A 22,396-nucleotide genomic window follows, 5' to 3' on the forward strand; every position below is an offset into this window, starting at 1 on the left:
TCATTCGCCCTTCGGCTCGCTCGAGCCCTCGAGATCCCACGGACCCGAGAGCGTGCCCCTGATGGCCGTGGCGGCCGCCACGAGCGGCGACACGAGGTGGGTGCGGCCGCCCTTGCCCTGCCGGCCCTCGAAGTTGCGGTTGGAGGTCGAGGCGCAGCGTTCGCCGGGCGCGAGCTGGTCGGGATTCATGCCGAGGCACATCGAGCACCCCGCGAACCGCCATTCGGCGCCGAACTCCTCGATCACCTTGTCGAGGCCCTCCGCCTCGGCCTCGAGCCGGACCCTCGCCGATCCGGGCACGACCATGACGCGGACGCCATCGGCCTTGTGCTTGCCCTTGATGACCGAGGCGAAGGCCCGCAGGTCCTCGATGCGGCTGTTCGTGCACGAGCCCATGAAGACCGCGTCGACACGGATGTCCTTCAGCGGCGTTCCGGGCTCGAGGGCCATGTACTCGAGGGCGCGCTCGGCGGCGGCGCGCTCGTGCTGGTCGGCGATCGTGGCCGGGTCGGGCACCGACTCGCTGAGCGAGACGCCCTGTCCGGGATTGGTGCCCCACGTGACGAACGGCTCGAGCGTGTCGGCGTCGATGGAGACCTCGGCGTCGAACGTCGCTCCGTCGTCGGTCGCGAGCGTCTGCCAGTATTCGACGGCGGCGTCCCAGTCGGCGCCCTCGGGTGCGTGAGCGCGACCCTTGAGATACGCGTAGGTCGTGGCATCCGGTGCCACCATGCCGGCCCGGGCGCCGGCCTCGATCGACATATTGCAGACCGTCATGCGGCCGTCCATCGAGAGGGCCCGGATGGCGCTGCCGCGGTATTCGAGCACGTAGCCCTGCCCGCCACCGGTGCCGATCTTGGCGATCACGGCGAGGATGATGTCTTTCGCCGTGACGCCCGGGCGGAGGCTGCCCTCGACGTTGATGGCCATCGTCTTGAACGGCTTCAACGGGAGCGTCTGTGTGGCGAGCACGTGCTCGACCTCGCTCGTGCCGATGCCGAACGCCATGGCGCCGAAGGCGCCGTGCGTTGAGGTGTGCGAATCGCCGCAGACGACCGTGATGCCGGGCTGCGTGAGCCCGAGCTGCGGGCCGACGACGTGCACGATGCCCTGCTCGACGTCGCCGAGCGAGTGCAGTCGGATGCCGAACTCGGCAGCATTGCGCCGGAGCGTCTCGATCTGCGTGCGGCTCGTCGGATCGGCGATGGGCTTGTCGATCGCGAGCGTCGGCGTGTTGTGGTCTTCGGTCGCGATCGTGAGATCGGGACGCCGCACCGGCCGGCCGGCCAGCCGGAGGCCGTCGAACGCCTGCGGACTCGTGACCTCGTGCACGAGGTGCAGGTCGATGTAGATGAGGTCGGGCGTGCCGTCCTCGCCCTTCTTGACGAGATGGGCTTCCCAGACCTTCTCGGCCAGGGTGCGCGGGCGATCGCCCGAAGCTGTGATGGTGTTCATGCGTTCGTCTTCCTCAGGTTCAGGGGTCAGCCGACGACGGACTCCGCGACGGGAAGGCTAGAACGAAGCCCCGTCGCGGCACCGAAGAAGTCGTGGAGCGCGCACGCCCCCAGATTACACCGTGTCGCCGGGGAGTCGTTGCACACGCAACTCGAGGTCACCGAGCAGGATGGACGCTCCCGGCGGGACGACCGCCGGAATCCCCGGGGCGAGCTCGTGCAATTCGACATCGGCGGTTCGGATGCGCACACCGTTGGTGGAGTGGAGATCGGTCACCGACACGCCGTCGGGCGCCGCATCGACGAGCGCGTGGGTCTTCGACACCGATCGCGCCGGATCGACGACCGGGACCGGCTTCGCGTCGGCATACGGTGACACCGCGACCGGGTCTCGGCCGAGCACGAGACGACCTGCGACGACGACATCGAACTCCCGCTCGCCCGTCAGGCGCCACGGCCCGGGCGAGGCCTCGGCAGCCACCGGCGCCGGAGGCGGGCCCGGCATGGGATGTACCGACGGCATCTGCGAGGGGACCGCCCGCGGCGGCGCCGCCGGGACGAAGGTCGGCAGCACCCGGCCGGGCGCGGCTTGCACCGTGCGTTCGGGCTCGGTGTGCTCGGGCGCAGGAGGCACCAACCCCGGAGGGGGAACGATGAAATCGGGCGCGGCCACGCAACCACTTTAGCGGCGCGAGCGGATCCGATAGCGGCTGATGACGCGGCGGATGCGTCCGGCGGCGCCGTAGATGGCAGCGGTCGCGGCATCCGCCTCGGTCCAACGTGCGGTGACGACCTCGTCGCTCACCTCGACGCCGCCGAACACGTCGCGATCGATCGTCGCCGCGAGGGACGCGAGTCGCACCGGTTCTGACGGGCGATCGCCGGGCGACCCGGGCGATCCGGTCGCCGTCGGCCGCTCGAGCCCCTGATCGACCGCCTGTCGCTCGAGCACCCGCGCCGACTGGAGCCGCGTGCCGCGATCGGGCGGTTCGAAGCCGAGTTCCGCGTATCGGTCGACCAGCTCCTCCCAGGCGCCTGCGGCGCGCCGGTCGTTGGCCCCGCGCAGTCGCTTCTGGCGACGACGCCGCTTCGCGAGAGCCACGGCGAGGATCGGCAGGAACACGATCAGGAGCGGGATGCCGAGGACACCGGTCACGAGCCAGACCCAGCCGGGCACGACGAACGCCTCGTCGCGATCATCCTTCGTCTCGTCGATCTCGACCGTCGTGAGGAGGTCGTCCTCGATCTCCTCCGCCCGCGGGGGCTGTCGGACCTGCGGCTGCGGCTCGGACTTCGGCTTGGGCGTCTGCTCCTGCGGCACGTCGACCTGGTCGGGCGTGGGGCGGAAGGAAACCCATCCCACCCCTTCGAACGGCACCTCGACCCAGGCCGTCACGTCACCACCGGTGACTTCGACACTGCCGCCGTCGGCGGGCACCTCGGGCGCGAAGCCCATGACCACCCGTGCCGGATACCCGAGGTGACGGGCCATCAGCGCCATGGCGGAGGCGTACTGCTCCTCATCGCCGACCATCTGGGTCCGTGTGAAGAGCTCGATGATGCGATCGGCACCGTGCCCGGCACGTGACGGGACGGTATCGGACGCGAGCCCGTGGCTGAGGAATCCGCCGGTCTTGAGCGCACGTTCGATATTTCGCAGCTGCTCGATCGGGCTCACGGCGTCGCCCACGAACTCGTCGGCCTTCGCGGCGATCACGTCGGGTGAGTTCACCACGGCCGGGAGGGTCAGGCTCGCCACCGGCACGTCGACGAGCTCCTCGAGCTCGGGTTCGAGCTGGATGCGCGCGTCGACGAGATACCTGGCACCGTCGCCGATGCCGCTCGTCAGCACTGCCGTTCCGGCGGCGGGGTTGTACCGCAGGTCGCCTTCGCGAGCAGCTGTGTCGTCGTCGAGCAACTGGAGCGACGAGCCATACCCCACCGTGGGAATCCAGACGTCGTCGTAGCCGGCGACGTCGACCTCGACCTCACGCCGGCTTCCGAGGCTCGCGAGCGGCGGTTCGGGGAGGGTCTCGCCGACGATCGCATAGCCGCCGCCATCGGCGCCGACGGCCTCGGGACCGGCGACGTTCCACAACCGGCCCGTGTACGAGTCCATGGTCGCGAGGCGGATCGCGTCGCCGGGCTCCAGCCCTGAGATCTCGAAGAGCGGCGTCTCGGCGAGGTCCTTCGTGTACTTGCGGAATCCCGACAACGGGCTCGGGAACTCGAGCGGATCGAACGGCGGCACGATCTCCTCGCGCAGCACGAACCGATCGGGTGTCACGGGTGCCAGCGCTGCACCGGCGAGCGTGCCGACGGCGATGGCGCCCACGACGACGGCCGCGGTACCGACGAGCTTCTGCTTGAGGAGGCGCTTCGCCCCGTCGCCGCTCGCCTCGACGGTCGCGCCGCGTCGCCAGGCGATCCAGACGAGGGCGAGCACCGCGAAGGTGACGCCGCGCACGCCGGCGAAATAGGCCTCGTCGGTGCCGAGCAGGATGCCTGAGACGTACAACAGGATCGGCCCGATGAGCAGCACGCTCGACCGCAGCGCCGTGCGGCGCTTCACGAGCCACCTCGTGACGAGCATGGTGCCGACGAGCGACACGAGCCATGCGGCGAAGAACGGCACGGCTGCCACGTAGTACGGTGCTTCAACCGGGGTGCCGATCGTCACGATGTCGGCCCAGCCGAACACCGCACCGAAGGCGAGCCCGACGATCGACTCGAGACTCGGAAGCACGACGAACGTGCCGGCGCCGGGCATGGTGAACGGCGTGCCGAGCACGAAGTAGGCGGCGAGTCCGAGCAGCACGGTCGTGAGCACGCCGAGTCGCCAGAGCGAGCCCGCCACGGCGGCGAGCGTCCCGACGAGGAGCCCGCCGATGGCCGCGACGAGGAAGTTCAGGTCGCCGAATGACGTCTCGTATCCCAGGATGCCGAGCAGCGAGAGCGCGCTGAGCACGAGGATGTCGCCGACGACGCTGCGGGGAATCCGGGTCATGGTCGCACCCTTCGCATGATGCGGGAGAGATCGGCGAGGTCACCGACGGTGACGACGACGGCGCCGGCGACCCTCGAGAGTCGAGACGGGGCGCCGAGCTCGACGCGCAGCGCCACCATCATGGTGTCGGCGCTGAAGATGGTCTCGATCGAGCGGAACTCCGCGACGGGCATCTGCGAACCGGAGACCGCGATCACGACGCTCGGCGCCGGCAATCGCTTCGTGGCGTCGCGGACGAACTCGCGCACCGAGGGGAACGCTCCGCTCGCCGGTTCGATCCGGGAGGTGTCGTCGAGCAGCGACGTCGGGGTCGCCGTGCGAAGGGCGAGCCCCTCGGTCACCACCGCCAGGCGCGTACCGTCGCGAATGACCTGCACCGCGATCGAGGCGAGCACCGAGACGCCGAGTTCGAACTCGTCATCGGAGGCGTAGTGCCTGCGCTCGGTGGTCTGCACGAGCGTGAGCTGGGAACGGCGCGTCTCCTCGTACTGGCGCACCATGAGCTGGCCGGTGCGCGCGGAGGTGCGCCAATGCACGTTGCGCAGCGCGTCGCCCGGCTCGTACGCGCGCAGCGCATGGAACGAGATGTCGTTGTTCGTGATCGTCTTGGTGATCTCACCCTCGAGATCGCGCATGAGGCCCGCCGCCGACGGCTGCAGTCGCGCCGTGACCGGGTGCACGAACAACTCGACCGGGTCGGTCCAGCGCACGATACGGCGGAGCAGGCCGAGCTGATCTCCGCGAACCGAGATCGCCGGCCCCGCCACGATGACGGCCCGCCGGCTGGTCGGCACCGCGAAGAGCTCCTCGTGCTCCGCCTCGGGCGGCAGCGCCGGCATCACGAACTCGGCGAGGCCGGCGCCGACGGGAAGCTCGACCCGCGACGGCGTCGACACGCGGGTTCCGGCGTTGGCGACCACGAGCCGACCGAGCGCCCGTTCGCCGGCGACCACTCGCGAGGGCTGCAGTTCGATGCCGACCCGGAAGTTCATGCGTCCGAACACGAACGCCACGGCGATGAGCAGCGCGGCGAGCAGCGTGAAGCCGAGGAAGGCGAACTCGATCCACCCGAACGACCACGCGAGCACGAGCGACACCACGGCAGCGGCGAGCACGAGCCAGCCGGTCGGCGACACGACGCCGGTGACGGGGGCCGCCAACCGCGCCCCACCCTGCACTGCGCTGGAGACGCGCGCCGCGATCGACCGAGCGGATGCCGCAACGGCACGCCCGGTCGAACGGAATGCGATGCGCGCCTGCGAGGGGGCCGGTCGCGCGGTCGACTCGCCGCTCATGCCGCCCGGTACGCGGGCGGCGCGATCTCGACGAGCACGCGGGAAACGATGTCTTCCGCCGTGACGCCCGCGAAGTCGGATTCGGGGTCGACGATGATGCGGTGCGCGAGCACCGGCACGGCGAGATCACGCACGTCATCGGGGGTGACATAGGTGCGGCCGTGGGCGATCGCCCACGACTTGGTCGCGCGTGCGAGGGCGAGCGCGCCGCGCATACTGACGCCGAGTGCGGTGTCCTGGTGCTCTCTCGTCGCTGCGACGATCTGGTTGAGGTAGGAGAGCACCGCGGCGTCGACGTGCACGTCGGACGCCAGCTGCGCCATGGTGGTGATCGAGCTCGACGCGATGATCGGCGAGACCCGGGAGGCGCGCGCGCGGTTGGCCGAGTCGAGCAGCAGCGTCACGGCCGTGTCGTGGTCGGGGTATCCGAGCGAGGTCTTGATGAGGAACCGGTCGAGCTGCGCCTCGGGGAGGGAGTACGTGCCCGCCTGTTCGACGGGGTTCTGCGTGGCGATGACCATGAAGGGGGTGCCGACGTCGTAGCTCACGCCGTCGACCGTGACCTTGCCCTCCTCCATGACCTCGAGAAGCGCCGACTGCGTCTTGGGGCTCGCGCGGTTGATCTCGTCGGCGAGCACGATCGACGCGAAGATCGGGCCGCGGTGGAACTCGAAGTGCCCCTTGCCCTGGTCGTAGATCGTGACGCCGGTGACGTCGGACGGCAGCAGGTCGGGCGTGAACTGGATGCGCGAGTGGGTGCCGTCGAGCGTGTTCGCGAGCGCCTTGGCGAGCACCGTCTTGCCCGTACCGGGGAAGTCCTCCAACAGCACGTGGCCACCCGCCAGCATGGCGGTCACGACGAGCTCGATGACCTCCCGCTTGCCGAGGATCGCCTGGTCGACGTTGTCGACGAGCTTGCTGAAGGCGTCTTGGTACCACTGGGCCTGCTCTTGGGTTACTGGCATCTGCGTTCCTTTGGTCTGTGTTGCCTGCGCCGTGTCACGGTCGTCACCACGTGTTGAAGCCGAGGTTGTTCCACTGGGTTCCGCTGATGGCGCCCAGCGTGCGCGAGGTGCCTCCGCTGACGTTCTCGAACCGCACCGCGATGGTCTCGCCGCCCGATCGGATGCCGAGGTGGTTCTGCAGCTGCAGCCGCCCGCTCGCGCCGATGTCGACCTGCTGCTGGTAGCCGCAGCACGCGCCGCCGTTGATCGTCGCGAAGACACGGTAGGTGCCCGGATCCATATTGTCCCAGGTGATGCGCACCTCGGCGCATCCGCCACCACCGCTCTGGCATCCCATGCTCGACCCCTTGCCGATCGAGCCCGAGGGCTGGGGCGGCGGCGGATTGCTCACCCCGACGGTGTCGGTGGCGACGGGACCGGCATTGCCGCTGCCATCGTTGATCGCGTAGACCTCGAGCGTGTAGCTTCCGGCGCCTGCGCCGTTGAACCGGCCGGAGGTGCCGTTCGTCTCCTGCCAGCCCTGGCCGGTGCCGGTGATGCGCCAGCGGTACGTGACGGATCCGCCGCCGGTGTCGCTCGGGGCGTTCCAGCTGGCCGTGAGGTTCGAGGGCGCATCGCCAGAGGACTGGAGGCGCGCACCTCGCGGCGCGGACGGCGTGCCGTATGGAATGGCACTCGTTCCCGGCGAGGCCTCGGACGTGCCGATCGCGTTGATCGCCCGCACCGTGAAGGTGTACCGGGTGCCGTTCGTGAGGCCGGTGATGCGCTGCGGACGATCAGCAGCTGACGCAGGGAACTCCGCCCTCTGGCCGTCGTACTCGACGAGATAGTCGGTGATCGGCGAGTTGTTGTTCGCCGGCGCCTTCCACGTCACGGTGGCCGCCGCATCTCCGGCAACGACGGTCGGAGCGTTCGGCGCATCCGGTGGAGCCCGCACGATGACGGTTGCACGGCCCTGCGTCTCACGCGCGGGATCCTTCGTCGCGTCCTGGATGCGGTAGATCACGCTCAGGGTTCCGGTGAAGGAGGCGCCGGTGCGCACGGTGATGCCCTCGGAGGTGAAGCTCACCGAGGCGCTCGAGCCGACGCTCGCCTGATCGACCTCGGCGGCGATGACTCGCAGCGGCACGTCGGGGAACGGGTTGAAGTCGTTGGCGAGCACGTCGATCGCCAGCGATTCGCTGCGCTTCATCTCCTCCGGTCCGTCGTCGACGGCCTGCGGCATCGCGCGCGTCGACGAGACGACCTTCACGTCGACGTAGCCGGGCACCGTGAACGAGTTGAACGTCACGTCGAAGGTGATGCGCGTCGAGGTGCCGGGCTGTACGCCGAGCGGCGCCGAGAGGTTCAGGGTGGCGCCATCGAGCGTGGCCTGGATGTCGGCGGTCGTGCCGCCGAGGTTGGAGTAGCCGAGGCGCTGGATCGCGTCGGGGTTCGGGTGATCGCTCGACGAGCGCAGATCGACCTGGAGTGCCGATTCGCCGGCCTCGATCGTTTCGCTGCGGGGGGTGAAGACCGGGGGCGTGTCCTCGAAGTTCGGATCGCCGACGGTGATCGGGATGGTGAGGATCGCCTTGCGCCCCTTCGGGTCGTTCGCCGACGTTCCATCGGTCACCTCGAAGGTGACGGATGCCTCGCCACGGTAGTCCTTGGCTGGAACGTACTGCAGGTTCTCACCGTCGATGAACGCCGATTCGCCGGAGTTGGTGCTCGAGGCCGACAGGATGAGCGCGGGATTGCCGGAAGGGACCACGACGATGTCGGCGACGTCCCAGCTGATGCGGCCGTTCATCGGGATGACGATGGGACCGAGCTCGGCGAGATGCGGACCCGGGATGCTCGGCTCGTCGGCCTCGTCCTCCTTCGGGTTCACGGCGGGTGGAACGATCACGAATGCCATGGCGTCGAGAGCGTCGAGCTCGTTCGTGAGTCGGTACGCGACGGCGAAGCGCTGCTTCGTCGGACGCACCACGATGCTGCCGTCGGCCTGCACCTCGGCTCGATCGGCGTTGGGACCCTCGACCGTCACCACGAGGTCTTCGACGAGTCCGCCGGGGTTCGTCGCATCGTCGAGCGGGCTCACCTCGACGGAGTCGACGTCGAGCACGTCTTCAGGCTCGATGACCTGATCTTCGGCGCTCGGAGGGAGGATGCGGGCGTCATCCTTCACCGCGATCTGCAGGAACGCGGTGTCGGCGCCGCCGTGCCCGTTCGAGATCTCGTACCGGATCGTGAACGCGCCCTCCTGCTCGGGAGCGGTCACCACCACGCGCCGCTGCTCGCGCACCTCGGCCTCCACGCCCTCGTCGACCTCGGGCAGGTCGGCGACGCTCAGGCTGTAGCCGCTCGGGTCGGAGTCGTTCAGGAGCACCTCGACGGATGCCGTGCGGCCGGGCTTCATCTCGATCGTGTCGTCGACGGCCTTCGGCGGCAGCGCGACCGCGGGCCGCGGAATGGTGCCGATGCGGATCGTGCCGATCGCGGTCGCGCCCTGCGTGTCGCGCAGCTCGTAGGTGAAGGTGTCGGTGCCGGTCGAGCCCGCGAACGCCTCATAGGTGAACGACGTGCTGGTCTCGTCGACGACGCGGCCGAGCCCCGGAGACGACTTGATGCCCGTGAGCACGACCGAGTCGCCGTCGGGGTCGAGTCCGTCGAGCGGGACGTCGATCTTGACGGCGGAGCCGGCGAACGTGCGCGAGGTGAGCGGCGTCGGCAGCGGCGCCCGGTTCTCACCGGCATCCTTCGCCACGACGGTGAAGTTCACCTGGGCGCGGGCGGTCTGGTCGAAGTCATCGCCGATCGTGTAGACCACCGAGTAGAGCCCAGGTTCCTCGGGCGCCTGGAAGCGAACGGCATCTTCGCTCACGAAGGCGAGTCCCTCGGGGATCTCCGCTTCGGCGAGGTCGGGCAGCACGTGGAGCGTCGCACCATCGGGGTGGTAGTCGTTGCCGAGCACCGGCACGGTGACGATGTCGCCGGCGCGCACGTTGACGTTGTCGTCGAGCGCCACGGGGGGCTGGTGGTTCACGAGCGGCGGCACCGGCACGACCGTGACGGTGGCCGTGGCCGTCTGGAGGCCGTCGGAGATCGTGTAGCTGAACTGCAACTGGCGATCGAGCGCCGCCGAGGCGGTCACACGGGCGACGGTGTTGGTGATGATCTCAACCGAGACGAGGTCGTCGGTCATGGAGTCGTCGACGGATTGCACGGCCAGCACCCGGCCCGTCGGCGAGACGTCATTGGCGAGCACCGGCACCGAGGTCGGCTCACCGGGGCGGAGGTACGCGGTGTCCTTCACGGCGATCGGCAGCTGCTCGTCAGTGGGCGGATCGACCACCTGCACGCGCACGAGCCCGACACTCACCGCGGCACCGGCGCCGAGGTTGTAGAGGAAGATGTACTCCCCCGGCGACTGGGCCGAGACGGCGAGCGTGCCGCGCTCGAGGTTCGGCGTGACGAACGCCTCACCGGGCACGTCGGCGACGCCGAGCAGCGCCAGTGGCGCACCCGATGGTGACAGGTCGTTCTCGAGCGGATTCACCAGGACGGTCTCACCCGTGAACACCTTCGCGAAGTCCGGCGTGCCGACGGGGTTCAGGCTGCCCGCCGCCTTGACGTCGACCGTCAGCACGCCCGCCGCCGTGGCCTGCCCGTCGGAGACGGTGAACTGCACCTCTTTGAGGCCGAGCTCGCCCGACTGGTGACCGAACGTCACGAATCCGTCGGGGCTGAACCGCACGGAGTCGCCGCTCGTCGGTGAGGCGTTGACGAGGAACACGTCGTCGCCGTCGGGGTCGATCCAATCGGCGAGCAGGTTGTACGAGATCTGCTGGCCCTGCTCGACGCTCACCGCGCCGGACCGCAGCGCCACGGGCGCCGCGTTCTCCAATTCGGGCACGACCCGCACATTCACGGATGCCTCGGACACGCCCTTGCGGCCGTCATCGACGCCGTACCGGAACGAGACCGTGCCGGCAGCGCCCTCAGCCGGCGTGAACTGCAGCGCCCGACCGCCGTCGATCAGCTCCAACCGCCCCTGCGACTCCGCAACCTCCGACGTGCCGCTGACGGTCAGCACGTCGCCGTCGGGGTCCGTGTCGTTCTCCAGCACCTCGAGTACCGTCGTGCGGCCGGGACGCACGCCATAGCTGTCATCGCGTGCCAGCGGCGGACGATTCACGTCGGTGCGCTCGGCGAGGGTGTCCTCGAAGGTCTGCTGGGCGCTCTTCTCATCACCCTCGAGCTCGTCGGACTCCTCGGGCGGCGTGACCTCGTCCCAGTTGTCGACCAGGCGAAGATCGGAGTCGACCAACCAGGCATTCCCGTTGGTCAGGTCGTTCAGCACGATCACGTCCCGGTTCACCCGGAACTCCAACCGCGATCCCGCCGTGGGCTGCTCGATCTCCTGCGGTGCCGGCTCCTCGCCATCGCACGCGGACAGGTAGCGCGACGACGACGCCCACGCCCCGTGCGCGCACCCGTTCAGCCACACCGGCGCCGCAACCTCGTCGGCAGACCGGGCCGCGGCGTCACCACCGCTGTCGATGACCCGGACGTCGCCACCGCCCAGCGGCACCTCCAGCAGTCCCGACGCGTTTGCCACGTAGGCCGCATCGTGCTCGGCACCCGACTGCTGCAACCGCAGGCCGGGCTCGGGCAGCGCGATCGCCCGCCCATCGACGACGACCTCGTCGCGCTCGACATCGAGCACGACCGCACGCTCGCCGACGGCCGCCAACTGATGCTCACCCAGCTTCGGCAACTCCGACGTCACCGGTTCGCCACCACCGCGCTCGATGCGATACAACGTCTTCTTCGACGGTGACGTCGCGAACACCGTGCCCTCGAGGGTCACCGCGACCTGCGCATCGTCACCGAGCTCGACGAGCGGGTCGGTGCCGCGCGGGTCGAACGAGAGCTCGCCGCCGGCGGGTGTCGTCCACAGCTCGCCCTTCGACGAGAGGATGGCGAACACGTCGCCCCCGTAGGCGATCTTCGAGCCGAGCGGCACGTCGACGCGCTGCGTCAACGTCGTGAAGGACGGATCGATGCGCTCGAGCGAACCGGCGCTCAGGTCGTAGAGGAAGACATCGTCGCCGTTCTGGAAGACGTCCATCTCGTTCGAGACCGTGCTCACAGCGGCGTCGAGCTCTTCGATCTGGCGATTGAGGCGGCCGGCCAGCAGCTCTTCGCCGTTCGTCACCCAGACCTCGCGCGCACGCAGGTCGGGATCCGTCACCGGGAAACCCTGGTGCAGCACGGCGAACGTGAGCGGAACACCTGCGAGCAGCGAGATGGCCACGGTCGTGGCCATGGTCTTGCGGGGGCGGAGCCAGGACGTGAAGGTACCCAACCGTTACTCCCTGATTTCTGCTGCAGACGTGAGCGCATGAAACTGGGCGCAGTCGCCCCCCAACTCCGGGGTACACGCTAACACGGGCCGCGCCATCGACACATGGGGAGCACTCCCCTCCGATCAGTCGGGCGCAGGGTGCTCCGAGTCTTGCCGCCCGGCGTCGAGCAGGGCGAGATCCTCGAAGCTCACGAGCCGGGTCGCGACGGCATATTCGACGAGCCGGGCGCGCCGATTCGTCGCCAGCTTGCCGCGGCCGCCGCGGAGACCGTGCACCCCGATCTTGTCGAGTTTCTCGCACACGTTGTCGAGCTTGCGATTGAAGGTCGTCATGCTCCATCCGAGACGCGCCGCCGCCTCGGCCGACGTCGGAACCGCCGCCCGGCCCGCCGATGGCTGCGAGAGCAGGTTCTCGGCGAGCGCCACCACGAGCAGCCGCTGGCTGCTCGTGAGCGTGACCGGGAGCACGGTCGTGCCCCCGTCGGCCGGGAGTCGCGGTCAGGGAGGTGTTGTAGAAGTCCTCTTCGGCGTGGACCGTGAAGTCGTAGGTCGTCGCGCCGGCGCTGAACATGACGTGCACCGCTTGGAAGACGAGCGGGAGCTTCGCCCCCGGTGCCACCCAGGCCTGCACGCTGCCCGTGGCGTCGGAGACGGTGGCCGAGAGCAATTGCCCGACGTTCGAGAGCCACCAGAGCCCGTATTCGGACGACAGCGTCAGGAAGGTGCGGTGCAAGTACGGGTTGTCGTCGATCGTGAGGTCGGACTCCCGGCCGATCGTGAAGGGCTGCCCGGGCTCGACGGTGTACCACTCGCCGCAGTACTCGACGCGCAGCGGCCTCACGATGAGCACCCTCGCTGCGGCTCCGAGGTCTTGCTGCCGCGTTGCACCTGCACGTCGATGCAGAGCGGCACACCCGGCGTCGCGCCGGTGACCGTGATGGACGGCCCCTCGGCCACTTGCGTGCTGCCGATGCCGTCGGCGCGCTGCCAGCGGTAGAGATCGCCGTCCTCGACAGGGTCGTGCGAGACCTCGAACACGACGGATGCCCCGTCGGCACCGGGGACGCCCGGCGAGATCGTCGGCGCGGGCACGGTGACGGCCACGACGGCATCGTCGGGCGTCGTCGTCGGCTTCGCGGACGGCTCCGGCGCCGACAGCGTGCCGGAGAGCGCGATGACGAGGCCCACCGCGGCGAGCACGACGACACCGGCGACCGCGCCGATGACCGTGCCGATGGCGGGGCGACGACGCGGCGCCGGTGTCTCGGAGCGCGACGGTGCAGCGGCATCCGCGCCCACTGCGCTCGGGGTTCGCACGATCGTCACGTCGGTGACGCCGTCGGCGGCGCCCACGGACGCACCCGCATCGACCGGTGCGGATGCCGCGCGCCCGTGGGTGCGCACCACCGTTCGGTCGTCGAGGGGTGCCTGCGTGGGCGCCGCCGACGCCGCGACCGGCTGCGGGTCCACCCGCTGGGGCGAGCGAGCCCGGGTCGCGTCATCGTCGCCGGGGACGACCACCGGCGACACGGCCCGTGCCGACTGAGCGTCGACGACCTGCACCGAGCGAGCGCGAGTCGCGTCGGCGTCGGGGACGGCATCGGGGTCGACCTCGCCCGTTGCGGACCCGTGCCGCTCGGTCGCGAGGTTCGGCACCTCGATCGTGGTCGCGGCGTAGCCGAGTTCGAGCTCCACGCGCTGGAGTGCCCGGGCGAAGTCGACGGCACTCTGGTAGCGGTCGTCACGGCGCTTCGCCATTCCCTTGGCGAGCACGACCGACAGGCTCCTCGGGACGTCATCGCGATCGAGCGGGGTGATCGCTCCGCGCTCGATGCGTCCGATGAGGTCGAGCGAGCCGTTCGACCGGCCGGCGATCTCGAACGGCGTGCGACCCGCAAGGAGGGTGTACACGGTGGCCGCGAGGGAGAACACGTCGCTGCGGGTGTCGGGCTTCGGGTCGTCCTCGAACATCTCGGCCGGTGACCACGGCACGCTCATGCCGACCGCCGATTGCCCTGACCCGGTGCCGGACGCCTCGTCGCGACCGGTGATGGTGTGCACCGGGAGCTCGCCCTCGAGGTTCGACGAGATGCCAAAGTCGGTGAGCGCCGGCCAGCCGTAGTCGTTCGTCAGCACGTTCGCGGGCTTGATGTCGCGATGCAGGATGCCCGCTCCGTGCGCGGTGGCGACGGCGCCCGCCAGCCGGACACCGGTGCGGAGCGCGTCTTCGACCGCGAACCGGCCGCGCTTGTAGCGCTCGGCGAGGCTCGGTCCGGAGCAGTACTCCATGACGAAGTACGGCCTCCCGTCGGCCGCGACGTCGGCGTGGAAGATCGTGACGATGAACGGATGCGCCGACAACTGGGCCATCAGGTTCGCCTCGGCGACGAACTGCGCCTTCGTATCGCGTTCGAGCCCCTCGGCGAGCAGCACCTTGACGGCGACCTTGCGGCGGGGAAGCCGCTGCTCGTAGAGGAACACGTCGGCGAAATCCGCCCGAGCCGAGCAGGCCGAGCGACGTGTAGCCCGGCAGCTCGGGCGGCACCGAGGTGATGCGACGCATCAGTCGGCCACCACTTGGATGGTCCAGCCTCCGCCGAAGTCGACAACGGTACCCGCGAGCACGGGCGTGGGTTCGCCGGCCCGGAGCTTCACGGGGGCCTTGCCGGGCTGGGCGACATGCGTACCGTTGCGCGAGTGGAGATCGGTGACCACGACCGTGTCGCCCTCGAGGGCGAGACGCGCATGACTGCGGGAGATGTCGGGGTCGCCGAGGCCGATGGTGACCAGTCGCGGGATGCGTCCGCCAGACACCTTGCTCACGCTCGGAGCGCGCCCGAGGACGACCTCCTGGGCGATCGGCTCCACGGAGCCGTCGGGCAGGCGGATGCTGATCGGCGAAGCGGCGGCGGATGCAGCGGGCGTGCCGTTCGCCGGCGTCTCCGGAGCAGTGCGGGCGCGCGCTTCGCGGAGCCGCCGGATGTCGACGCTCGCGACGGTCATGCCGTCGTGGTCGCCGTCGGCATCGCCGGTCGGCGCGGCGGCCTGGGCGGTCGCAGTGGCGGGGGCGCTCGGTGCGGTCGGCCGAGCGGTCGGGTGGACGCTCGCAACGGTCTCCTCCGCCGGCACCATGGTCTGCTCGGCCGGAGCGCGGTTCGGCGCGGCAGGGGGCGGGGCCGGAGGAAGGAGGGGCGCCGAGGGAGCTCGCACCTCGGGCACGGCAGCCGGTCGTGCGGCCGGCGCGCCCACTGCCGGCGCCGCCGCGGCTGCTTGCTCGCGCGGCTCGTCGGGCGCGACCGACTCGACGCCCCCGGAGGAGACGGCGAGCGCCGCGACCACGGCCTCGACCACGGGCAGCGCTTCACCGGCGACCGACTCGGCGTCGCCGATCGCGTCCACCGCGACCCGCACGGTGGCGGCATCGGCGACGACCCGCTCGATCCAGGTCGAGACGCCGGTGCCGTTGATCTCGATGTCACCGACGTCAACCGTGATCGGGCCTCGAACGACGATGCGTGCGCTCCCAGCCTCGCGATCGCGGACGACGAGCGCGAACGACGGAGTCGCGGCCAATCCCTGCGCGGTGAGCCGGTCGAGGACCCGCGACGTCGGGTCTCCATCGGCGAACTCGGCCCAGAGCGCGCCGAGCTCGCCTGACGCAGCCGACGGAACGAACAGGATCACACCCCCGCGAATCGCCGCGAACCACGAGCCCTTCGGGTCATGCCGATACGTTGCCATCTTCGCCTCCCGCCGTGCGCGGCCTGGTGTCTTCCGCAGGGTGCGCCGTGCGCGCGGCGCGGTCGCGTGTCGTCTCGTCGTCGTCGCCGCCCGAGCCGAGCTCCGATTCCACCACGACGGCCGTCACGTTGTCGCGGCCGCCGTTGGCGAGCGCCGCCGCGACGAGTTCGCCGGCGAGGCCGGCCGCGTGCCCGGTGTCTCCGGCGAGGATGTCCGCGATGGCCTGGTCGTCGACCTCCTTGGACAGTCCGTCGGAGCAGACGAGGAACACCTGCCGACCGGCCGCCGGAATGAGCCAGATGTCGGGGTCGACGAACTCGTCGGCGCCGAGGGCGCGGGTGATGACGTTGCGCTCGGGGTGGCGCTCAGCCTCATCGGCACGGATCAACCCGGCGTCGACGAGCTCCTGCACCGCGGAGTGGTCGACGCTCAGCTGCTCGAGCGTTCGGCCGTCCCACGCGTAGATGCGGGAGTCGCCGACGTTGAAGACCATCCAGTGGAAGCCTGCCCCGTCGCCTGCGTCGACGAGCGCGACGCCGGCCAGGGTGGTGCCCGCGACGGCGGTGCCCTCCTCGCCCTCTTCGCTGAGGGCGCGCACGGCGTCGTTCGAGCTGTGGATGGCGTCGAGCACCTGCTCGGGCGACGATGGGACGCCCGTCTCGAGATGACGCCGGAACGTCTCGACCACCGCCTGGCTCGCCGCATCGCCTCGGGCATGGCCCCCCATGCCGTCGGCCACGAGGTAGACGGGCGCTTCCGCGAGGTAGGCGTCTTCGTTCACGCTGCGCACGCGCCCGACGTCCGATTGCGCACTGTGCGCGATGAGCGCCTCGCCTCGCGTCAGGGCGACGACGCCCTCACCATCAGCAGACACGTTCCTCCTCGATCAGCGATCGCACGGGCGCTTGCCCGGCCGTCGCAGCCGGGCGACGCGCATCCACGCTAGCAACTCGAGCCGCCTCCTGACGACGCCGACGCCGTGTCAGCGCTCGTTGGCGTGCGAGTCTTCCGTGAAATGCGGCACTTCGTCCATCAGGTTGTGACCGCGGCGCTTGGCGTCGATGCGGGCTTTCGCGACGCTCGCGATCGTTGCGACCGCCATCGCGGCGACGATCACGATGAGCGACGTCCACGTCGAGATCTCGGGCGCCCATTCGATGTGCTCGCCGCCGTTGATGAACGGCAGTTCGTTCTCGTGCATGGCGTGCAGCACCAGCTTCACGCCGATGAAGGCGAGGATGAAGGCGATGCCGTACTTCAGGTACTCGAGGCGCTCGAGGAGGCCGCCGAGCAGGAAGTAGAGCTGGCGCAGTCCCATCAGGGCGAACACGTTCGCGGTGAACACGATGAACGGGCTCTGCGTGATGCCGAAGATCGCTGGGATCGAGTCGAGGGCGAACAGCAGGTCGGTCGTGCCGATCGCCACGAAGACGATGAGCATCGGCGTGAAGAACTTCTTGCCGTCGATCACGGTGCGAAGCTTCACGCCGTCGTACTCGTCGGTGAGCCGCACGCGCTTGCGCAGCATCCGGACGACGAAGGTCTCGGACTCGTCGTCTTCGTGGTCGGCGCGCACCTGCTGGATGGCCGTCCACACGAGCCACGCGCCGAAGATGTAGAAGATCCACGAGAAGTTCTCGATGAGCGAGGCACCGAGCAGGATGAAGATGCCGCGCAGCACGAGGGCGATGATGATGCCCACCATGAGCACCTCCTGCTGGTACTTCCGGGGCACCGAGAACCTCGCCATGATGATCACGAACACGAAGAGGTTGTCGATCGAGAGGCTGTACTCGGTGAGCCACCCGGCGAGGAACTGACCGGCGTGCTCGGCATCGCCCAGCACGTACATCAGGCCCGCGAACACGAGGGCGAGCGCCACGTAGAAGACCACCCAGAGGGTGGACTCCTTGAGCGACGGCACGTGCGGCCGCTTCAGGACGAGCAGCAGGTCGCCGACGAGGATGAGCGTCAGGATCACGAGGGATCCGACTTCGAACCAGACGGGGAGATCGAGCACGAGGTGCCTTTCGAGGATTCGGGGACGGCGGAATCCGAAAGTCTCTCCCAAAGCTGCCGCAGCAGTTCCCACGCCCGGAGCGGCTGCGGCGGCGCTCGTATTGACGATCGTGGGTCGAGGCTGGTGCCTCGCGGGATACTCCCCTTCGCTCCGGCAAGCCTAGCGGCATCCGGCGGAGGTCGGGTGCCGTGAAATGCCGAACGCCCCCGCTGAGCGAGGGCGTTCCTGTTGTCGGAGTATTCAAGCGTGACCCCAGCGGGATTTGAACCCGCGCTGCCGCCGTGAGAGGGCGGTGTCCTAGGCCGCTAAACGATGGGGCCGAATCGACAACTTGAAGAGTATGACACAAGCGCCGGGCCGCCGCCAAATCGGGGCGCCGACGGTATCCGCCCCTCGCTCAGGCGAACACCGACACCGCGCCGGGTGCGATCTCGACGTCGATCGGCAGCTGGCCGATGCGCTCCCCGTCGGCGTAGGCGACGATGTCGTCGGCCTCGATGCGAACCCGCTCGGCCTGCAGGAACTCGACCGCGGGATGGCCGGTGTGCTCGCCCGCGAACACCTTCGGGAACACCGCCAGCAGGCCGGCACGTGAGAGCGGATGCACGATGAACACGTCGAGGCGGCCGTCGGCGAGGTCGGCGTGCGGCACGATGCGCATGCCGCCGCCGAGCGACGGATTGTTGGCGACGGACACGAGCATCGCACGTTGCACGCGAGGGACGCCGTCGATGGTGAGCGTGTAGGTCCGAGGCCGGAACGTCGCGAGCTCGCGCACGAGGGCGAGCGTGTATCGGCTCGCCCCGCGCGGCCGGGTCATCCGGTTCGCGCGTTCGTTCACGACCGCGTCGAACCCGGTCGAGACCACGCACGCGAACCACGTCCTGAGCTCGCCGCGCCGGATCAGCCCCGCGTCGATCGGTCGCGGCGGACGGCCCAGCGCCTCGACGAGCGCCTCCGTCGCCGCGGCAGGGTCGTCGTGCGGCAGCCCGAGCCCGCGCGCGAGGTCGTTGCCGGTGCCCGCCGCGACGATGCCGAGCGGCACCCCGGTGCGCGCGAGGAGGTTCACGCCGAGCGAGACCATGCCGTCGCCACCGACCACGACGACCCCATCGGTGCCCTGCTCGAACGCCGACTCGGCCTCGCGCCGGAGCAACTCGAAGTTCGCCTCCCGCAGCATCGACACCTCGTACCCCTCGTGCACCAGGCGCTCGACGACGGCCGCCCCGACCGCGCGGTTGCGGCCGAACGAGGCCGCGGGGTTCACGGCGACGACGAGGCGCCGCGGGGGTCGGGTCATCCTGCGATTCTGGCAGCACCGGCGCTTGCGCACCGAAGGGACGCGGTGTTGGCTCGGAACATGCGCCTCACGAAACTCGAGCATGCCGCCCTCGTCATCGAGGCCTCGGGCGAGAAGCTCTACGTCGACCCCGGCAAGTTCACGACGCCGATCACGGAGTCGTCCGGCACCGTGGCGGTCGTGATCACCCATGAACACGACGACCACTGGACCCCAGAGCAGCTCGCTCGAATCTCGGAGGCGAACCCGGGCCTGCGCATCTTCGGCCCGGCCGGGGTGGCGGCCGCGGCCGCCGACTTCCCGGTCGAGCCGGTCGCGGCCGGCGATGAGGTCGAGGTCGGCCCGTTCCGGCTCCGCTTCTTCGGTGGCCGCCACGCGCTCATCCATGCCTCGATTCCGGTCATCGACAATCTGGGCGTGCTCGTCAACGATTCGCTCTACTACGGCGGTGACTCCTTCGCCGTGCCCGTCGACGTCGCGGTGGACGTGCTCGCAACGCCGGCGGGCGCGCCATGGATGAAGATCGCGGAGGCGATGGACTACGTCGAGCAGGTCGCGCCGCGGCGCGCGTTCCCGACGCACGAGATGTTGCTCTCCCGCGCGGGCAAGACCCTCTCGAACGCGCGGCTCGCCTGGGCGACCGAGCGAGGTGGGGGCGAGTATCTGCCGCTGGAACCGGGCGACTGGCTCGACTTCTGAGCTGCGCGGGGGCACGCCATGGCATGACCCAGAAGGCTCAGCCTCCCGGCTTGCCCTGACCCGGACCCCGGCCGCCCTCGCCACCGGGCACCTGTCCCGGCGGGCCCTGGTCGGGCGGTGGCGCGGGCGGTGCTGCGGGCGTCGACGGCTGTGCCGTCGATGGCGGCGGCGCCACGGGCGCCGGCGCCGCCTCGGTGAACTGGCCGCCGCCGTACTTGGCGGCCGCGACGGACATCACGATGGGCCACATCCGGTGGCGCGCCGTGGCGGCTTCGCCACTGCCGAATGAGAGCCCACGCTGGTTGGCGTCGCCGGTGACGCTCACGACGGCCGCGACGGTCGCCACGGTCGTGCTCGCACCGACCATCCATGTGTCCTTCGCGCCGTCGGTGGTACCCGTCTTGCCGATGAGCGGCACTGAGGGCTGAACGCGATCATTCGACTGGGCGCCGGTGCCGCCCAGCATCACGCGACGCAGCGCGTAGTGCATTCCGGCCGCGACTTCGGGAGTCACCGCGGGTGCGCACGTCGATGCGGGCACGGGAATCTCCTGTCCGTCGCGACCGACGATCCGGTCGATGGCGACGGGAGTGCAGGCGACACCGTTGTTCGCGATGCCCGCGAATGCGACGGCCATGCTGAGCGGCGCCACCTCGTTGATGCCGATCACTGCAGAGGGCACTTGCACCAGCGGGTTTCCGTCGGCGCGGTGCACGCCGAACGCCTGTGCGGCCTGTGCGATGCCGCACTGGTCGAGCAACTTCGCCATGCCGAGATAGCCCGTGTTGATCGAGCTGATCGTCGACTCGAGGGCACTGTAGTTCGTGCCCGGCTCATTGGCGTCGTTGCGCGGGTTCCAGCCTGCCTCGGCGATTTGGGTCCCTTGACAGCTGTCGGGGAATGCGCCCCAGTTGCTCTTGCGACTCGAGTCGACCCGCTCGTTGAGGCTGTGCCCCTCTTTCAGCCACTGGGCGAGCGTGAACACCTTGTATGACGACCCGGGCTGGAATCCGCTCGAGCCGCCGTAGTCGTAGTCGGTGTTGTAGTTGATGCCCGTGTACTCGGGATGCCCCTCCACCACGAGCGGATCCTCGCTGTAGTTCTTGTTCTGCGCCATTGCGAGCACGCGGCCGGTGCCGACCTGCACACTCGAGATCACGCCGCCGACATCCCAACCCGGGAAGGTCTGAGGCACGTTCTCGGCGATCGCCCGTTCGGCGGCGGCCTGCAGATCGAGGTCGAGCGTCGTGTACACGTCGTAGCCGCCGCGCTTGAAGTTCAGCATGCGCGTCTCGGCGTCGGCGCCGAAGGTCGGGTCGTTCTGCAGGATGTGGGTGACGTAGTCGCAGAAGTACGCCGAGCCGCCCGCGGTCTGGCATCCCGTGCTCGGTTCCTTGATCGCCGGCTGCACGGGCGTTGCGATCGCCTCGTCGTACTCGGCCTGGGTGATCTTCTTGTATTCGAGCATCCGGTCGAGGATGTAGTCGCGCCGCGCGTGATTCTGGGCGTAGCCGTTCGCCACCCCGTTGGTCTCGCTGTCTGGCTTGTCGAGTTGGAACTTCACCGGGTTGTTCACGATCGCCATGAGCGAGGCGGCCTGTGCGAGCGTCAGGGTCGCCGCGGTCGTCGAGAAGTAGTAGTTCGCCGCGGCCTCGATGCCGTAGACCGTTCCGCCGAATCCCGCGATGTTGAGGTAGCCGAGGAGGATCTGGTCTTTCGAATAGCGCTTCTCGACACCGATCGCGAGCCGCATCTCCTTGAGCTTGCGGTCGATGGTGGTCTCGGTCGCCGAGTCGTAGCAGGAGAGCCGCGCTTCTTCGATGAGCGCGTGGCGCTCATCGCCGGTGAGCGCGGCCAGCTCCTCCTCCGACTTCCCCTCGAGTGCCGTCGTCGCGGCCTCACGTTCGCACTCCTGCACTCGCACGTTCTTCACGTACTGCTGGGCGATCGACGAGCCGCCTTGGGTGTCGCGGCCCGATGCTGTCGTGACCGCCGCGCGCATCGTGCCCTGCAGGTCGATTCCGCCGTGAGTGTAGAACCTCGGATCCTCGGCGGCGACCGTTGCATCCTTCACGTACTGGCTGACAGCGTCCCAGCCGACCTCCACGCGGTTCTGGTCGTAGAACGACGCGAGCAGGACGGGGTTGCCGTTCGAGGCGGTCGCGTAGATGTTGCTCTTCTCGCTGAGCTCGCCGATGCGCAGGTATCCCGGCAGGTTGTCGAACATCCCGACGGTTGCGGATGCCGCGATTCCCACCGTCGCGAGCGCAGGCGTGACCCCGGCCACGACGAGCATCGCAGCGCCGACGCTGGCCGCGATGAGGCCGATGAGCCCGCCGATGACGCCCAACGGCGTGCGCGTCTCCATGAAGTCGCGACTCCTTCTGTTCCGAGGAACCACGGACTCACCTCCATGCCGGCATGCGGGTGTCAGGGTGGCGCCCGTTCGGCGGGCTCCGGTCGATGCCGTCAGTTCCATGCAAGCGCAGGGCGAGCCGGTTGTCCAGCGCTTGCGAGGCGCGGGAGACATCTGCCTGATGGATGTCGGTGGCTCATGAGACT

The 22,396-nt window shown here is 69.5% G+C and carries 13 protein-coding genes, 1 tRNA gene and 1 pseudogene; 1 reads left to right on the forward strand and 14 read right to left on the reverse strand.

Annotated elements, in window-relative coordinates; genetic code table 11:
* The 13 genes and pseudogenes from leuC to QFZ26_RS01295 form a co-directional block, all read right to left on the reverse strand.
* On the reverse strand, positions 1-1,455 hold the full coding sequence (leuC, locus tag QFZ26_RS01235; RefSeq protein WP_307038669.1) for a 3-isopropylmalate dehydratase large subunit: 1,455 nt from the start codon (positions 1,453-1,455) through the stop codon (positions 1-3).
* A 114-nt stretch (positions 1,456-1,569) separates the two neighbouring features.
* Entirely contained in the window at positions 1,570-2,127 is a 558-nt protein-coding gene (locus tag QFZ26_RS01240; protein ID WP_307038670.1) for an FHA domain-containing protein, read from the reverse strand.
* A 9-nt stretch (positions 2,128-2,136) separates the two neighbouring features.
* Positions 2,137-4,461, reverse strand: coding sequence for a transglutaminase-like domain-containing protein (locus QFZ26_RS01245; RefSeq protein WP_307038671.1), 2,325 nt, complete (start codon positions 4,459-4,461; stop codon positions 2,137-2,139).
* Positions 4,458-5,756 (reverse strand): DUF58 domain-containing protein, encoded by a 1,299-nt coding sequence (locus tag QFZ26_RS01250; protein ID WP_307038672.1) that lies wholly within the window; start codon positions 5,754-5,756, stop codon positions 4,458-4,460. Before QFZ26_RS01250 ends, QFZ26_RS01245 begins: the two co-directional genes overlap by 4 nt.
* Positions 5,753-6,721 carry an AAA family ATPase gene (locus QFZ26_RS01255; protein ID WP_307038673.1) on the reverse strand — a complete coding sequence of 323 codons (969 nt, stop codon included), beginning with the start codon at positions 6,719-6,721 and terminating at the stop codon, positions 5,753-5,755. Before QFZ26_RS01255 ends, QFZ26_RS01250 begins: the two co-directional genes overlap by 4 nt.
* A 43-nt stretch (positions 6,722-6,764) precedes the next feature.
* Positions 6,765-12,074, reverse strand: a complete 5,310-nt coding sequence (locus QFZ26_RS01260; RefSeq protein WP_307038674.1) for an Ig-like domain-containing protein — start codon at positions 12,072-12,074, stop codon at positions 6,765-6,767.
* Positions 12,075-12,197: 123 nt separating this feature from the next.
* Positions 12,198-12,918 (reverse strand): annotated as a pseudogene (locus tag QFZ26_RS01265) (hypothetical protein).
* On the reverse strand, positions 12,912-14,555 hold the full coding sequence (locus tag QFZ26_RS01270) for a serine/threonine-protein kinase (protein WP_307038675.1): 1,644 nt from the start codon (positions 14,553-14,555) through the stop codon (positions 12,912-12,914). Before QFZ26_RS01270 ends, QFZ26_RS01265 begins: the two are co-directional and overlap by 7 nt.
* A gap of 81 nt (positions 14,556-14,636) precedes the next feature.
* A complete protein-coding gene (locus tag QFZ26_RS01275) occupies positions 14,637-15,815 on the reverse strand; it encodes an FHA domain-containing protein (protein WP_307038676.1) in 1,179 nt (392 codons plus the stop codon).
* The gene (locus QFZ26_RS01280) at positions 15,796-16,689 is read right to left on the reverse strand and encodes a PP2C family protein-serine/threonine phosphatase (RefSeq protein WP_307038677.1); all 894 of its coding nucleotides are present in this window, start codon (positions 16,687-16,689) and stop codon (positions 15,796-15,798) included. Before QFZ26_RS01280 ends, QFZ26_RS01275 begins: the two co-directional genes overlap by 20 nt.
* 108 nt (positions 16,690-16,797) lie before the next feature.
* Complete coding sequence (locus QFZ26_RS01285) at positions 16,798-17,835, reverse strand: TerC family protein (RefSeq protein ID WP_307038678.1); 1,038 nt, start codon at positions 17,833-17,835, stop codon at positions 16,798-16,800.
* A gap of 247 nt (positions 17,836-18,082) precedes the next feature.
* Positions 18,083-18,155, reverse strand: a tRNA-Glu gene (locus QFZ26_RS01290).
* Positions 18,156-18,232: 77 nt separating this feature from the next.
* Positions 18,233-19,135, reverse strand: a complete 903-nt coding sequence (locus QFZ26_RS01295) for a diacylglycerol/lipid kinase family protein (RefSeq protein WP_307038679.1) — start codon at positions 19,133-19,135, stop codon at positions 18,233-18,235.
* Positions 19,136-19,195: 60 nt separating this feature from the next.
* Between QFZ26_RS01295 and QFZ26_RS01300 the strand changes: the two genes are divergently transcribed.
* On the forward strand, positions 19,196-19,834 hold the full coding sequence (locus QFZ26_RS01300) for an MBL fold metallo-hydrolase (protein WP_307038680.1): 639 nt from the start codon (positions 19,196-19,198) through the stop codon (positions 19,832-19,834).
* Between the two features lie 37 nt (positions 19,835-19,871).
* Here QFZ26_RS01300 and QFZ26_RS01305 read toward each other — a convergent pair whose 3' ends face one another.
* Positions 19,872-22,202: a transglycosylase domain-containing protein gene (locus tag QFZ26_RS01305; RefSeq protein ID WP_307038681.1), complete on the reverse strand. Its 2,331-nt coding sequence runs from the start codon at positions 22,200-22,202 to the stop codon at positions 19,872-19,874.
* Between the last annotated feature and the right edge of the window lie 194 nt (positions 22,203-22,396).

Origin of the sequence: Agromyces ramosus (assembly GCF_030817175.1) — a bacterium.
Taxonomy (GTDB): domain Bacteria; phylum Actinomycetota; class Actinomycetes; order Actinomycetales; family Microbacteriaceae; genus Agromyces; species Agromyces ramosus_A.

What these genes read in the sequence shown, in the direction of transcription:
- leuC (WP_307038669.1), bottom strand. Translation starts at nt 1,455, where the DNA reads ATGAACACCATCACAGCTTCGGGCGATCGCCCGCGCACCCTGGCCGAG.
- QFZ26_RS01245 (WP_307038671.1), bottom strand. Translation starts at nt 4,461, where the DNA reads ATGACCCGGATTCCCCGCAGCGTCGTCGGCGACATCCTCGTGCTCAGC.
- QFZ26_RS01250 (WP_307038672.1), bottom strand. Translation starts at nt 5,756, where the DNA reads ATGAGCGGCGAGTCGACCGCGCGACCGGCCCCCTCGCAGGCGCGCATC.
- QFZ26_RS01255 (WP_307038673.1), bottom strand. Translation starts at nt 6,721, where the DNA reads ATGCCAGTAACCCAAGAGCAGGCCCAGTGGTACCAAGACGCCTTCAGC.
- QFZ26_RS01275 (WP_307038676.1), bottom strand. Translation starts at nt 15,815, where the DNA reads ATGGCAACGTATCGGCATGACCCGAAGGGCTCGTGGTTCGCGGCGATT.
- QFZ26_RS01295 (WP_307038679.1), bottom strand. Translation starts at nt 19,135, where the DNA reads ATGACCCGACCCCCGCGGCGCCTCGTCGTCGCCGTGAACCCCGCGGCC.
- QFZ26_RS01300 (WP_307038680.1), top strand. Translation starts at nt 19,196, where the DNA reads ATGCGCCTCACGAAACTCGAGCATGCCGCCCTCGTCATCGAGGCCTCG.
- QFZ26_RS01305 (WP_307038681.1), bottom strand. Translation starts at nt 22,202, where the DNA reads ATGGAGACGCGCACGCCGTTGGGCGTCATCGGCGGGCTCATCGGCCTC.